This window comes from Aequorivita vladivostokensis (genome assembly GCF_000952855.1).
GTDB classification, from domain to species: Bacteria; Bacteroidota; Bacteroidia; order Flavobacteriales; family Flavobacteriaceae; genus Aequorivita; species Aequorivita vladivostokensis.
Map to the genome: position 1 here is coordinate 193,601 of NZ_JSVU01000005.1, position 12,850 is coordinate 206,450.

A 12,850-nucleotide genomic window follows, 5' to 3' on the forward strand; every position below is an offset into this window, starting at 1 on the left:
TGAAGCCCGATTGAAATTGTAACTTAAAAACACTTCGACTGCGCTCAGTGTGACAAAAAAGTAATAGAATGAGTAACAAAAGCAGATTAGTAGAAGGAAAAGCAACGCCGCGCGGCGCATATCCACATGTAAAACGCGTGGGCGATTTTATATTTATAAGCGGAACAAGTTCGCGTCTGCCGGATAATACATTTGCCGGCGTTCATAAAATTGACGAAATGGGCACGATGCATTTCGATATAAAAGAACAAACCCGCGCCGTGCTTGAAAACATAAAAGATTATTTAGCCACCGAAGGCGCAACAATGGCAGATGTTGTGGACGTAACAAGTTTTTTGGTAAATATGAATGACTTTGCAGGTTACAATCAGGTTTACGCTGAGTATTTTAATAAAGAAACGGGACCAACGCGCACTACCGTTGCCGTGCATCAATTGCCGCATCCTTATTTGGTTGTGGAGATTAAGGCGATGGCTTATTCTCCAGTTAAGAGTTAAGAGTGCAGAGTTATGAGTGAAATGCAGAAAATCCTAAACTACATAAACGGCGAATACATAGAACCGCTTTCCAAAAAATGGTTGGATAATTACAATCCTTCCAATGGCGAAGTGTATTCGCAGATAGCAAATTCAAATACTGAAGATATTGAAAATGCCTATCAAGCTGCAAAATATGCTTTTCCAAAATGGAGCAATACAACAATTGACGAGCGCAGCAGAATTCTTCTAAAAATCGCCGATTTAATTGACGAAAAATTAATGGAATTGGCTGAAGCCGAAGCAAAGGACAATGGCAAACCTTTGAGTTTGGCGTTGGCTGTTGATATTCCGAGAGCTTCTGCAAACTTCCGTTTTTTTGGGAATGCAATCACCCAGTTTTCAAGTGAAGCCCACGAGAGTGTGGGGTTGAATACGATGAATTTTACCTTGCGCCAGCCACTCGGCGTTGTGGGTTGTATTTCGCCGTGGAACCTTCCGTTATATTTATTTACTTGGAAAATCGCCCCGGCAATCTCCGCTGGAAACTGCGTTATTGCAAAACCCAGTGAGGTAACCCCTATGACGGCTTTTCTTTTAGGTGAAATATGCTCCGAAGCTGGTTTGCCAAAAGGAGTTTTAAATATTGTTCACGGCACGGGACCTTCCACAGGGCAAGCGATTGTGGAGCATAAAAACATTAAAGCAATTTCGTTTACAGGTGGAACCAAAACCGGTGAACACATTGCCCGAACCGCAGCGCCAATGTTCAAAAAACTTTCTTTGGAACTCGGTGGAAAAAACCCAAACCTCATCTTTGCCGATTGCAATTATGAAAAAATGCTGGAAGTAACAGTGCGTTCCTCCTTCGCAAACCAAGGCCAAATTTGCCTTTGCGGCAGCAGGATTTTTGTTGAAAAACCGATTTACGAAAAATTCAAAAAAGATTTTGTTGAAAAAGTAAAACAACTAAAAATCGGGAATCCGTTTGATGCCGAAACCAATTTGGGCGCTTTGGTTTCCAAACCACATTTGGAAAAAGTGGAATCGTACATAAAACTCGCCGAAAAAGAAGGCGGAAAAATCCTTTGCGGTGGAAACAGAGTAAGCGTAAAAGGTTTTGAAAACGGCTATTATTTAGAACCAACAGTTATCGAGGTATTTGATGACCAATGCCGCGTAAACCAAGAAGAAATCTTCGGTCCCGTGGTTACATTAATGCCTTTTGAAACTGAAGAAGAAGCTTTACAAATGGCTAACTCCGTAAAATATGGATTGTCATCAACCCTTTGGACTTCAGATTTGAACCGCACGATGCGCATTTCAAAAGAAATTGAAGCGGGCATTGTTTGGGTAAACACTTGGCTAAACCGTGATTTACGCACGCCTTTCGGCGGAATGAAAGACAGTGGCGTGGGTCGCGAAGGCGGTTTTGAAGCACTTCGATTTTTTACGGAGGCGAAGAATGTTTGTATTAGGTATGAGGGATGAGGAATAAAAATATTGAGAATTGAGAATTAAGAATTGAACATTGAATATTGACTATGAATTTAGACTTAACAGATAAAAACGCCCTAGTTTGCGGAAGCACCGCTGGCATTGGAAAAGCAACCGCTATTCAATTGGCAAAACTTGGGGCGACCGTAACTTTGGTTGCCCGCGATGAAGCAAAATTAAAAGATACTTTGATTGACCTTCCTTTTGAAAAAGGCCAAAAACACAACTATTTTGTGGCGGATTTTACCAATCCGAAACAGGTAAAGGAAAAGGCCGAGCTGGCCGCTTCCAACAAAACATTTCATATTTTGGTAAACAACACGGGCGGCCCAAAAGGCGGTCCCATCGTTTCCGCGGAAACCGAGGAATTTGAAAAAGCATTCTCAATGCACGTAATTTGCAACCAGATTTTGGTACAGGCGCTCGTCCCCGGCATGAAGGAAGCTGATTACGGCAGAATTATCAATGTCATTTCCACTTCGGTAAAACAGCCTATCGACGGGCTGGGCGTGAGCAATACCATTCGCGGCGCGGTTGCAAGTTGGAGCAAAACTCTGGCGAATGAGTTGGGCCAATTCGGGATAACGGTGAACAACGTTTTGCCAGGTTTTACAGCTACTGACCGGTTGGATGACATTGTTGGAAATGCTGCAAAACGCATGAATAAAACCGAAAAAGAGGCCTGTGAGTTTATGAAAAGTCTTGTTCCGGCAAGGCGTTTCGCCCAACCGGGTGAAATTGCAAATGCTGTTGCATTTTTGGCCAGTGAAGCCGCGAGCTACATCAACGGAATAAACCTTCCAGTAGATGGTGGACGCACTAAAAGTTTGTAACTTTAGCATTCTTTAAATTTTCTTATGAAACGAAAACTCCGCATCAACGGTCACTCACACCTTCTTCCCTATCCCGAGGAAATTCCGCAGTTTATGCAGGATAAAGGAATTTTTTGGGTAGATAAGGACCGAAAATTTATGCTCCAAAAAGATTGGAGCCGCCCCGTTACCGATTCCAGTTTCTTTTTGAATGAAAAACTGGAATGGATGGAGCGTTTCAAAATAGACCACGCCGTGGTTTTAAACCTTTCCCAACTTTACGGAAACGGGCTGCGCGTGGAAGAAATGAAGCAGGCATTGCGTTTTCAGAATGATTTCAACGCAAAGGTACAGCACGACCATCCATCAAAATTTACCTGCGGTTTTGTGGTACATCCCGGTCTGATCAAAGGGGCAATGTGGGAAATGGAGCGCTGTGTGGAAGAACTTGGTCTGCAATTGCTGTGCCTACCCACGCATTATATGGATACCATTGGTACGTGGCGCTGCATTTTTGACGAGGAGAACGAGCCTATTTTTGAACTCGCTTCAAAATATAATCTCGCTGTAGAAATCCATCCCTACGATGGCGAAAAATTTATAAAACTTGAAAACACGGCTTGGCGTTTTCACCTTATCTGGATGCTCGCGCAGTGTGCGGATGCCTATCATTTTTTAACACTGAACGGTTATGCAGATAAATATCCCGGAATGCGCACCTGTTTTGCCCACGGCGGCCAGTTGGCACAGATAAATTTGGGAAGAAGAATCCAAGGCTTTGACGGTCGACCCGATCTTTTTGAAGGAAAAACGCATCCCCGGAAAGCTGTTGGCCACAAAAATATTTTCTTTGATACCTTGGTCCACGATACGGGTTCCCTGGAATTGTTGGTAAGAAATCAGGGAGCCAAACAGGTTTTGGTGGGGCTGGATGACCCATATCCACTGGGTGAAATGGAGAGCGCCCCCCAATCTTCCTATCCTGGAAAAATTTTGGATCTGGCCTTGGAACGAAAGATTGTAACCCTCGAAGAAGCCGATGCCATGTGGGAAGACAACGTGATACAATGGCTTTGCGGCGACGACGAAGCTTCCAGACAAAAATTAGTCAAAAGAATTTTGGGCGAATAATGACCGAAGTAGCCAAGTTTTACATCCTTTCACATATTTGCATCGCCTTTCTTGGCGGAGTTTTGCTGCTCGCGCTTTGGTTCAACATCCGCAACCGATTTAGCCAACTTTTAGAGGAGGACGATTCGCAAAAAAGGGTTGACAAAGGTTTGCTCTATTTGAGTTGCGCCATGTTTGTCTGGGTGCTTTCGGGCTGCTGGATTTATGGGGGCACTGTTTTCAACTACACACAAACCCAAGGTTACAATATTGCTGTAAACCTATTTTCTATCGTCAACAATATGTTTTTGTTGCTCGCGCTATTTTACTTTTATTATGCGCCGGGTTTTATTTATCACAACAAAAAAAACATCAAAAAAATTATTGCGGTCATCATTTTAACCTCAATTCTCACCTTCGTGTTGCCCTTTGTTTTGAACGAAAATAATATCGTGAAAAACATACGCATAAGCGGAATTCCAGATTTGTCGCTTTCTGCCTTTTTGTGTTATTTACTAGGCGTTTCCTTCTATAGAACCTTTGCCTATCGCGGGTTGAAAGTGATTGGCGTCATTTCGATTTTGGTGATAGTTTTAATTTTCGTTTCCCAGATTTCTGAAGTTTTCCTAACCTTCGGAAATGATTTTAGCAACAATTTCATCAAAATCATTGCAAAGACTTCTTTGATTTCTATCTTTTTGGTGTTGGCGACAACTTGGGTTATTCGGCTTGCGAGTACTCCAAAACCGAATGAAATTACAATCCATTTTTTGGATTGGAGTTTGGTAAAATTGAATATTCCCACCAAAAACATTTACGACCAAACCATCGATTTCGGTTCCAAAACCACGCAGTATAAAAATCTGCTGAAATTTGCCATCCGAAGAAAGTTTGCTGAAGGCGATTCGCAAACCATTCCAGTAAATCTTGGTGGTGAAATAAAAAACCAAACCTATCTCACCCGAATTATCGAAAACATCAACGATATTCTTCAATTGGACGATTCGCAAAAGCTCGACCGTCGCGACCTTTTTACCTTTATTGGCGAGAGCAAATACCGTTTGCGAATTGTTCCGAATAACATTTCAATCGACAAAAGACTGCTGGAGGAATTCTCAGAAAGCGCCGAAAACAAAGACTATAAAGCGTTTTTGTAACTCATTGTAACCGCATTCACAATTAATCACATTCCGCTATTTTTTGGTATAATTTGAAACTGCGAAAGTTTCCGCTTACAATCCGTTCTACATTCGTCCAAACTTAAATTTTCAGTTATGGGCAATGTAATCTCCGAGGCGGAACAACCGCAACTTTTCGGCCATCCAAAAGGACTTCTTTATCTATTTTTTGCAGAATTGTGGGAGCGCTTTTCCTTTTACGGAATGCGCGCCCTGCTCGTGCTTTATATGACGAAACATTTGCTATATGACGACGATATGGCTTTCGGGGTTTATGCGGCTTATATGTCTTTGGTTTATGTAACGCCGATGATTGGCGGGATTTTGGCCGATAGAATTTTGGGCTATCGAAAAGCAATTATCCTCGGCGGTATTTTGATGGTTTTTGGGCATTTTTTCCTTTCTATTGAAATGCCCGTTTTCTTTTATGGCTCCCTCGGATTGATTATTGTTGGGAATGGATTTTTCAAACCAAATATTTCCTCATTTGTAGGCGAATTGTATGCCCAGGGCGATGCGCGGCGCGATTCGGGCTTCACAATTTTTTACCTCGGAATAAATTTGGGCGCAGCCATCGCGCCGCTTTTATGCGCATGGTTTGCCATTGCATACGGTTGGCATTACGGCTTTGTTTTGGCGGGAATTGGCATGGTTACCGGACTTTTGGTTTTTAAAAGTGGGTTGAAAAATAATGTCTTCGGAAATAAGGGCCATGTGCCAAATCAGCAGCTTTACGAGCGTAAAAAATTGGGGTTAAATCGCGGGAAATGGATTGTTTTGGCTTCCATCGCTTCGGTTGGGGTTTTTGCGACGCTTGTCCGTTTTAATGAATTTGAAGGGTATTTGGTGTGGATTGTTTCAGCGTTTTTGGTTTTTTACATTGGGTATATTCTTACAAAAGTGACTTCAAGGGAAAGAAAACGATTGCTCGTGGCCGTTTACTTCACCATTTTATACACCCTTTTTGCAGCAATTTTTGAACAGGCCGGAAGTTCGCTGACGCTTTTTGCCGATAGAAATGTAAATCTGGTTTGGATGGACGCCGCTGGAACCAATAGTATCAATGCAGGGTTCATCATACTTTTCGCCATCCCGTTTTCGATGCTTTGGACTTTTTTAAGCCAAAGAAAAATCAATCCAAATTCGCCCGTAAAGTTTGGTTTGGGATTGCTGTTTCTCGGTCTCGGTTTTATCGTTTTCGCCCTTTCGGCCCACAGCGTTGACGATTTTGCGAGAACCTCGATGAGCTATTTGGTAATCGGTTACATGGTTTTGACCGTTGGGGAACTCTTCCTCTCGCCTATCGGGCTTTCAAAAATGACGGAGCTTTCGCCCATAAAATACGTAGCTTTCATTATGGGCGTGTGGTTTTCCGCTAATTTTTACGGACACTTTTTCGCAGGAAAAATTGCGAAACTCACCACAGTTTCCAATGGAAATTCAAACGTTTTTTCAGAAGGATTCTTCGGAAATATTACAAAATACATCACCGGATTATCGCCGCAGATAGCTTCGGGGCAAAGCGATGCGTTTCAGCAGTTGTTTTCTTACGTTTCGGTATATGCAAGTTTTGGCGTAATTAGCGTGGTTGTTGGTATATTTGCAATACTTATTTCGCCAATTGTCAAAAAAATGATGGGCGGCATTCACTAAAAATTTCAAAATGGATTTTCTTCCCGAAAAAATAAACGATTACGTTGAAAAACATTCGCAACCCGAACCCGAATTGCTTCAAAGATTGAATCGCGAAACCTGGCAAAAACAGTTGCAGCCGCGGATGCTGAGCGGCCATTTACAGGGTCGCGTTTTGAGCATGCTTTCAAAATTGATTCGCCCGAAAAATATTTTGGAAATTGGAACCTATACGGGGTATTCCGCACTTTGTTTGGCGGAAGGAATGCAAGAAAATGGGGAACTCCACACCATAGACATCAACGAGGAATTGTTTGATTTCCAAAGAAAATATTTTAACGAATCGCCTTTCGGGAAACAGATTTTTCAGCATTTGGGAAATGCGTTGAATATTATTCCAAAGCTCGAGAAAACCTTCGATTTGGTGTTTATTGATGCCGATAAAAACAATTATCCCAACTATTTGGAAATCATTCTTCCGAAGCTAAAAAAAGGTTCCGTAATTTTAAGTGATAACGTACTTTGGAGCGGAAAAGTAGTTGAAGAATTAAAGGAAGATGACGAAGACACCAAGGCGCTTCTTCAGTATAATAAATTGCTGAATGAACACCCCAAACTGGAAACGGTGATTTTGCCCATCCGCGATGGACTGACCATTTCAAGGGTGATTTAAAATTTTCGCTTGATAGGGCCAGTAACCTCATCAACGTCTTCTTTTACTTGGTCTATCTGTTTTTGGACATCTTTGGTAATGTCTAAATCAATCCCTTGTTTTTCGGCGCTCTTGGTTATTTCAGATTTAATATCGTTGGTGGCATCTTTTACTTGTCGCATAGCCTTGCCCATTCCGCGTGCTATCTCGGGAATTTTGTCTGCGCCAAATACCAATAGCACGATGAACAGGATGAAACCTATTTCGGCACCGCTGATAAAAAGAAAGATTGCCTGTGAAATCATGGTGCAAATATAGTAATGAGTTATGAGTTACGGGTGATGTGCGAGGAGTTTTTCTGAAAATGATAGCATACAAAAAACCCTTCCGCAATAAATATTGAAGAAGGGCATTTTTAGAAATTTTTTTTATTAATCGGGGTTCGTCTTATTTTTGAATTTGTCAAAAGCACCCAGTTTTTTGCGTTTTGGCCACGTATTGTTGCTCGTGTCAATGTCGGCGGTTTCTTCGTCTGGATCTACCTCAATTTTGATAATTTCTTTTTCGGATCCAAAAAACTTGCCAACGGATTCATCATTTTTGCGCCATATTTCAGCAGGATAAGTTATTCTTTCAGAGCTTCCATCGCTGTAAGTCAACTGTACAATTATCGGCATCGGGATTCCTCCGGGCTTTTCAAATATAATCTCGTAGAAAAATCTCGGATTTTTTAGGTTGGCCCGCTCTTCCGCGGGAATATTATCGGCTATATATTCCTTAAGCGTTTTTACGTCTTCAATTTTCACATCGCGCATACTTTCCTCAAAATCCTCACTATCCTCTTTTACAAAATATACCAAAGGCGGCAAATCACTCTCCTTTATACCATTGGCGTCCATCATTTGTCTGGCTTCCGCATTTATTTTGGAAGTAACGTAAAATTTCTTCACCTCTTTCACGCCAATATCCACATAATCGGTTGTGTAGAACCACTCTCTCCAGTACCAATCCAGATCGACTGCGGAGGCATCTTCCATCGTCCTGAAAAAATCCTCCGGCGTAGGGTGCTTAAACATCCAGCGGTTGGCGTAGGTTTTAAAGGCGAAATCGAAAAGCTCGCGGCCCATAATGGTCTCGCGAAGAATGTTGAGCGCCGTTGCAGGCTTTGCGTAGGCATTTGCGCCAAAATTATAGGTATTGAGCCCCTTGGTCATAATGGGCGCCAACTGACTTTGGTCGCCGGCCATATAGTCAACAATGTTTTTTGCGGGACCGCGGCGCGATGGATATTTTTTATTGGGCGCAATGGCTTCGGGATATTGCTCTCCAAAATCCTGTTCGGCAACGTATTGGGTAAAGGTATTCAAACCTTCGTCCATCCAGGTCCATTGGCGCTCGTCGCTATTTACGATCATCGGGAAATAGTTATGCCCCACTTCGTGGATTATCACGCTTATCATTCCATATTTTGTACGGTCGCTGATGGTTCCATCTTTGTTTGGGCGGCCGTGGTTCCAGCAAATCATGGGATATTCCATTCCCTGGTTTTTTGCACTTACTGAAATTGCCTTAGGATACGGATAATCAAAAGTCATCCGAGAATAGGTTTTTAAAGTACTGGCAACCGCTCGGGTGGACCAATCTTCCCAAAGTGGATTGGATTCGGGCGGATACAGTGAAACCGCCATTACGGAACCACTGCCCATTTTCACGGCCATCATATCCCAAATGTATTTTCGGGAAGTTGCAAAGGCATAATCACGCACGTTCTCGGCCTTAAATTTCCAGGTTCTTTTTGCCGTTGAAAAACCTTTTGAAGCGGCTTCCGCTTCGGCTTGGGTTACGATGACGACAGGCTTGTCAAATGATTTTTTGGCGGCTTCATAGCGCGCCATCATTTCCTTGGTGAAAATATCCTTTCTATTTTGAAGTTCTCCCGTGGCATCCAGAATGTGGTCTGCGGGCACGGTTATGTTCACTTCAAAGTTTCCGAAGGGCAGCGCAAATTCATCCCTTCCCCAAAACTGGCTGTTCTGCCAGCCTTCCACATCATTATAAACCGCCATCCGGGGATAGAACTGGGCAATGACATAACCGCGATTACCGTCCTCAAAGGTTTCGTACCCACTACGGGCACGGTCCACTACGTGGTCATTAATGTTGTACCACCACTTTATTGAAAAGACGAATTTTTCTCCGGGCTTTAAAACTTTCGGCATATCAATCCGCATCATTGTCTGGTTGATGGTATATTTCAACGGATTACCCTTAGCGTCCTTTACTTCCAAAATATTGAACCCGCCGTCAAACGGATTTCCCATATAATTCTTTACAAAATTTTCGGCCATATCGCCCGGCAGTGCATCGGAAGGCTCAATCAAGGGCGACTTTGAGTCCTTTGCCCTTTTGTTCTGGTCCAATTGCACCCAAAGAAACTCAAGCGGGTCGGGCGAATTATTTGAATAGGTAATGGTTTCAAAACCCGAAAGCTTCTTGTTTTTATCGTCCAATTCTATGTCCATAACATAGTCCGCCTGCTGCTGGTAATAGCTGGGGCCGGGAGCTCCACTTGCGGTCCGGAACATGTTTGGGGTTGAAAATTCTTCGTAAAGCTGCTTAAAACGGTTTGTGTTATAATGGCCAGGCTCCCGTTTTTGGGAATCTGTTTCATCCTGGGCTGAAACCGTTCCCGCCAAGAGGAAAAGCGCCGTAAATAAAAGGGAATTGAATAATCGCATACTAATTGGGAAATTTAAAGTGATTTTGTTGATTTAGTCAAATTTCAGTTTGCCGCTGGATTCGTCCTTGTCAAGCATCAAACTTTTTCGGCTATTTGTTGTTTTTAGGTGAATTATATTTTGCTGTTCCGGAAACATTTCCATCAATACCTTGTTTTCAATTTCGATGGATTTTAGATTGGGCACGTTCGTAACTTCAATATAGGCAACGAGCATATCCAGATCATATTCCTTTCCGATGTAATTAAGTTGCACCGGTTTTCCGTTAACTTTTATGTTTAGCTTTTGAAGAATATATTTCTGCACATATTCATCGGCAGCTTCGGTTTCCTTTTTGGTGTCCAACGAAATGGAGGGGTCGTAGCGATGCTGTAACGCATCCTCAATATCGTCGGTAAAAATTTTAGTGATTATTTGAAGTGATTTTTTCTCCTTCACATATTCAATTTTGGTAATACTCACATAAAATTTGTGTGCGGAAGTAGCCGAAATAAGCGGAAAGATGAGTAATAAAAGTAAGATTCTAAAATACTTCATATAAAAATTGGGCAAACTAATGGAACATTAGACGGTTCATTTCTGAAATGTTACAGGTTTTTTGGAAGATTGTTTTTGAAATACACTTTTTTCAGACGTCTTATTTCTAAATTTACTCACCGCGCGCTTTATATTCCTTGCTTTTTTTGAACAGAAATTCCATCAACTGCATTTCGTTTTCAGATTTCAGTAAATTTTGGTCAAGTCCGTTTTCTTGGGCATAGAAAAGGAAGTCAACGGCTTTATTTTCTGGAATATCAAAATTTGCCGCAATAAAATCCTTGCTAAATCGCTGTTGTATGTTATTGCTAATTGCGCTTTGGGTTTCCTGTTTTTCAACCAACGTTATTTTTTTGCCTTCCGGAAATAGCAATTGTGCCACTCCTCCCAAAAGTGCCAGAATATTTGCGCCATTTTTAAGTGCGTTGCCGTGCAGCGCTTCTTCTGCGGCATTCCCCGGAACAGCAGTTTTATCATCAGGCACAAAGGTGTAGCCGTATTCCAGGTTTTTATAACTCAGGTCCCAGTCCTTTGTAACGTTATAGGTGGGGATTTTTTTTACATCTACGTTTATATTTCCAGAAAGGTCGTATGGGCGGACTACCACTTCTTCCAACTGGTTTACGGAAGGATTCAGGAAAATATTCATCACTTTTCTGGTTATGACTCCTTTATCAACAATAACCGTAAAAGATTGGTACTGCAGCGCGGTTATTTGCACACGGTCGTTTTCCGCCAAATCAATTTCAAAGTTTCCATCGGCATCAGTCACAGTTCCTTTTTGTGAGGAAATATTATAAACCGAAATGCCCTCGGCATCCTCCCCTTGGGGAACATGCACTTTGCCGAAAACTTTTGTGCGGTCAATATCCTGCGCAAAGAGTGCCGGTGCTGCAAGAATTAATAATAGAAGGAGTAGTTTTTTTGTCATTCCCTAAAAGTACGGTTTTGTTTTGTTATCGAAAAGGTAAAGTTTACAGATGCAATAGTTAAATTTACATTTCTGAAAATAAACAATAATGAAAAACCTAATAACAGCAAGCACCAGCACCGTTTACGGCGGGGAATATCTAGATTATATAACCGACGAAATGGCCGAACTTTTTAAGAATACCGATGAAGTAATCTTTATCCCATACGCCCGTCCCGGCGGCATCAGCCACGACGATTACACCGAAAAAGCTGCAAAAACATTTTCCAAAATCGGCAAGAAATTGGTTGGATTGCACACTTTTGATAATCCATTGGAAGCATTAAAAAACGCAAAAGGCGCATTTACAGGTGGTGGAAATACCTTTGTTTTGGTAAGTGCGCTCTACCGTTTGGAAATTATGCAACCGCTTCGTGAAGCTATTTTTAACGGATTACCGTATATGGGCACCAGCGCGGGCAGCAATATTTGCGGAGTTTCCATGCAAACAACTAATGATATGCCTATTGTTTATCCGCCCTCTTTTAAAACTTTGGGCGTGATTCCCTTCAACCTCAACCCGCATTATTTGGACCCTGATCCAAATAGCAAACACATGGGCGAAACCCGAGAGACCCGTATTGCGGAATTTCATACCCAAAACACAATTCCCGTTATCGGGCTGCGCGAGGGCAGTTGGCTTCGTGTAAAAGGCGATGAGATTATGTTAAAAGGTGAATTGAAAGCCCGCGTTTTTGAACAGGGAAAAGAGCCGTATGAGGTGAAAAGCGGGACTTCGCTAAAATTTCATTAAGGTTGTATATTATTGAACGGTAGACGCTTAGGACGGGCTACGATTGTAATATTGTTATTCTCTGGGATTGATAACTTTTTTATTGCTATATCTTTCTGTTACAATTCAACAATTTTAAACCCTTTGAGAGTTTCTATTATCTATCTTTTTAGTTAGGTGTTCCGCATTTATACACTTTAGAAAATCTATTCCAAGAGTTTGGTATTTAAAAGCATTATCCCTAACCTACTGTTGGGTCTAGGGGTAGCGAAGTCAGCTATAATAGAAACAATAGGATTTTTATTTACCTGATTCTTTTTAAGGGTTGCAATCGTTTTGGAGTTATATTAAAGTAGAAGTCTATATAACTATTATACACTATAAATACGCTTTAAACACGCTATATATATACTATAAATACACTTTATATACGTTATAATTGAAATCTAAATATAACTTATGTTTTACCCAAGCAGTACTTATTTGGGACGGTTGATTATTTTTAAAGTGATATT

At 41.7% G+C, this 12,850-nt stretch carries 12 protein-coding genes; 8 read left to right on the forward strand and 4 right to left on the reverse strand.

Features of this window, described 5'->3' with window-relative positions; genetic code table 11:
* Nucleotides 1-68 precede the first annotated feature (68 nt).
* The 7 genes from MB09_RS09805 (at nt 69) to MB09_RS09835 (ending at nt 7,378) form a co-directional block, all read left to right on the forward strand.
* Complete coding sequence (locus MB09_RS09805) at nt 69-497, forward strand: RidA family protein (RefSeq protein WP_045080712.1); 429 nt, start codon at nt 69-71, stop codon at nt 495-497.
* 21 nt (nt 498-518) lie between these two features.
* The gene (locus tag MB09_RS09810; RefSeq protein WP_045080831.1) at nt 519-1,967 is read left to right on the forward strand and encodes an aldehyde dehydrogenase; all 1,449 of its coding nucleotides are present in this window, start codon (nt 519-521) and stop codon (nt 1,965-1,967) included.
* A gap of 53 nt (nt 1,968-2,020) precedes the next feature.
* Nucleotides 2,021-2,806 carry an SDR family oxidoreductase gene (locus tag MB09_RS09815; protein ID WP_045080713.1) on the forward strand — a complete coding sequence of 262 codons (786 nt, stop codon included), beginning with the start codon at nt 2,021-2,023 and terminating at the stop codon, nt 2,804-2,806.
* A gap of 24 nt (nt 2,807-2,830) precedes the next feature.
* Nucleotides 2,831-3,916, forward strand: coding sequence for an amidohydrolase family protein (locus MB09_RS09820; RefSeq protein ID WP_045080714.1), 1,086 nt, complete (start codon nt 2,831-2,833; stop codon nt 3,914-3,916).
* On the forward strand, nt 3,916-5,052 hold the full coding sequence (locus tag MB09_RS09825; RefSeq protein WP_045080715.1) for a hypothetical protein: 1,137 nt from the start codon (nt 3,916-3,918) through the stop codon (nt 5,050-5,052). The genes MB09_RS09820 and MB09_RS09825 overlap by 1 nt, the downstream gene beginning before the upstream one ends.
* Nucleotides 5,053-5,169: 117 nt before the next feature.
* Nucleotides 5,170-6,726 carry a peptide MFS transporter gene (locus MB09_RS09830; protein WP_045080716.1) on the forward strand — a complete coding sequence of 519 codons (1,557 nt, stop codon included), beginning with the start codon at nt 5,170-5,172 and terminating at the stop codon, nt 6,724-6,726.
* 10 nt (nt 6,727-6,736) lie between these two features.
* Complete coding sequence (locus MB09_RS09835) at nt 6,737-7,378, forward strand: O-methyltransferase (protein WP_045080717.1); 642 nt, start codon at nt 6,737-6,739, stop codon at nt 7,376-7,378.
* On the opposite strand, the gene MB09_RS09840 is transcribed toward MB09_RS09835, so the two are convergent.
* The 4 genes from MB09_RS09840 to MB09_RS09855 form a co-directional block, all read right to left on the reverse strand.
* Entirely contained in the window at nt 7,375-7,662 is a 288-nt protein-coding gene (locus MB09_RS09840) for a Sec-independent protein translocase subunit TatA/TatB (RefSeq protein ID WP_045080718.1), read from the reverse strand. The genes MB09_RS09835 and MB09_RS09840 overlap by 4 nt on opposite strands.
* 126 nt (nt 7,663-7,788) lie before the next feature.
* A complete protein-coding gene (locus MB09_RS09845) occupies nt 7,789-10,095 on the reverse strand; it encodes a M1 family metallopeptidase (protein WP_045080719.1) in 2,307 nt (768 codons plus the stop codon).
* Nucleotides 10,096-10,128: 33 nt separating this feature from the next.
* Complete coding sequence (locus MB09_RS09850) at nt 10,129-10,632, reverse strand: DUF6702 family protein (RefSeq protein ID WP_045080720.1); 504 nt, start codon at nt 10,630-10,632, stop codon at nt 10,129-10,131.
* 112 nt (nt 10,633-10,744) lie between these two features.
* Complete coding sequence (locus MB09_RS09855; protein WP_045080721.1) at nt 10,745-11,563, reverse strand: carboxypeptidase-like regulatory domain-containing protein; 819 nt, start codon at nt 11,561-11,563, stop codon at nt 10,745-10,747.
* Nucleotides 11,564-11,651: 88 nt separating this feature from the next.
* Here MB09_RS09855 and pepE point away from each other — a divergent pair, with 88 nt between their 5' ends.
* On the forward strand, nt 11,652-12,356 hold the full coding sequence (gene pepE / locus MB09_RS09860; protein WP_045080722.1) for a dipeptidase PepE: 705 nt from the start codon (nt 11,652-11,654) through the stop codon (nt 12,354-12,356).
* The last annotated feature ends 494 nt before the right edge of the window (nt 12,357-12,850 follow it).

Bases quoted from the DNA above. Each gene is read 5' to 3' on its own strand.
- MB09_RS09855 (WP_045080721.1), bottom strand. From the start codon at position 11,563: ATGACAAAAAAACTACTCCTTCTATTATTAATTCTTGCAGCACCGGCA.
- MB09_RS09825 (WP_045080715.1), top strand. From the start codon at position 3,916: ATGACCGAAGTAGCCAAGTTTTACATCCTTTCACATATTTGCATCGCC.
- MB09_RS09840 (WP_045080718.1), bottom strand. From the start codon at position 7,662: ATGATTTCACAGGCAATCTTTCTTTTTATCAGCGGTGCCGAAATAGGT.
- MB09_RS09845 (WP_045080719.1), bottom strand. From the start codon at position 10,095: ATGCGATTATTCAATTCCCTTTTATTTACGGCGCTTTTCCTCTTGGCG.
- MB09_RS09810 (WP_045080831.1), top strand. From the start codon at position 519: ATGCAGAAAATCCTAAACTACATAAACGGCGAATACATAGAACCGCTT.
- MB09_RS09830 (WP_045080716.1), top strand. From the start codon at position 5,170: ATGGGCAATGTAATCTCCGAGGCGGAACAACCGCAACTTTTCGGCCAT.
- MB09_RS09850 (WP_045080720.1), bottom strand. From the start codon at position 10,632: ATGAAGTATTTTAGAATCTTACTTTTATTACTCATCTTTCCGCTTATT.
- MB09_RS09805 (WP_045080712.1), top strand. From the start codon at position 69: ATGAGTAACAAAAGCAGATTAGTAGAAGGAAAAGCAACGCCGCGCGGC.
- MB09_RS09820 (WP_045080714.1), top strand. From the start codon at position 2,831: ATGAAACGAAAACTCCGCATCAACGGTCACTCACACCTTCTTCCCTAT.
- MB09_RS09815 (WP_045080713.1), top strand. From the start codon at position 2,021: ATGAATTTAGACTTAACAGATAAAAACGCCCTAGTTTGCGGAAGCACC.
- pepE (WP_045080722.1), top strand. From the start codon at position 11,652: ATGAAAAACCTAATAACAGCAAGCACCAGCACCGTTTACGGCGGGGAA.
- MB09_RS09835 (WP_045080717.1), top strand. From the start codon at position 6,737: ATGGATTTTCTTCCCGAAAAAATAAACGATTACGTTGAAAAACATTCG.